This is a genomic window from Bradyrhizobium sp. SHOUNA76 (assembly GCF_023006445.1).
Taxonomy (GTDB): domain Bacteria; phylum Pseudomonadota; class Alphaproteobacteria; order Rhizobiales; family Xanthobacteraceae; genus Bradyrhizobium.
Genome location: NZ_JALBHA010000980.1, coordinates 1 through 935, shown reverse-complemented (window position 1 = coordinate 935; position 935 = coordinate 1). Strand labels below are relative to the sequence as shown.

2 protein-coding genes are annotated in these 935 nt (G+C 67.7%); both read right to left on the bottom strand.

The window, feature by feature from the left end; all coding sequences use genetic code 11:
* Window positions 1-485, bottom strand: a 485-nt coding sequence (locus MOV74_RS39130; RefSeq protein ID WP_246932955.1) for an MFS transporter, incomplete at its 3' end; no start/stop codon positions are given.
* A gap of 53 nt (window positions 486-538) precedes the next feature.
* Window positions 539-935, bottom strand: a 397-nt coding sequence (locus MOV74_RS39125; RefSeq protein ID WP_369010502.1) for an MFS transporter, incomplete at its 5' end; no start/stop codon positions are given.

Here is a 935-nt window from a genome sequence, read left to right as displayed (position 1 = left end):
ACCGCGCCTGCGCCGTAGGCGGTGCCGATCGCCGGCAGCACCAGGAGCGAGATCGCAACGCCGGCCGGCCATGAGTTGACGAAGATCGCCATCGCGGTTGCGATCTCCTTACCCGCGAACCAATCGGTCGCCATCTTCGTGAGCTGCACCGTCAGCAGCACACCGCCGGCGCCGGAGGCGAGCCGGCCCGCCAGCTGCCAGCCCCAGACGTCGGTCGTGGCCATCACGAGGCTGCCCGCCGTCATCAGCAACAGTGCGGCGATCGTCGTCGGCCTGTCGCCAAGAGTTCGGCCGATCGCGCCGCCCGGCAGCGCCAGCACGACGCCTGGCGTGAAGTAGAGCCCGATCAGGATGCCGATGTCGGCCAGCCCAACGCCAAAAGTCTGTTGCAGCAGCGGCGCGACCGCGGCCACGCTCTGGAATTGGAATGCGATCGTGAGGCGCACGATGAACAGGATCGCAAGAATGCCCCAGCGATTGCGCAACGCTTCATCTCCCCCAAGCCCTGTGTCGAGCGTGCGGTGGAGAGAGGCCGGAGTCAACAGGCTGCCGTCTTCGCCGCGCGCCGATACAGCAGACACAGCAGCGCCAGCAGCACCGCGGCCGACAGCCCGAGCGACCAGTGAATGCCGATCGCCGCCCCTGATAGCCCGACCGTGATGCCGCTGAAAGCCCGCATCCCGAGCCCCGCCATATTGTAGAGACCGACGACGCGGCCGCGGATGTCGTGCGGCGCATTCAGCTGCACCAGCGCCTGCGCCATGGTGTTGAACGACAGCTCAAAGAACCCCGCGCAGAACAACAGCGCGATCGCAACCGGATAGATCGGCACCGCGGCGAAGCCGAGCAGCGCCACGCTCCAGAGCATCGCGAGCGTGATCGCGGTGCGCGGCGTGCCCTTGAGGCGTCCCCAGGATTCGAGCGCAATGCCGGCG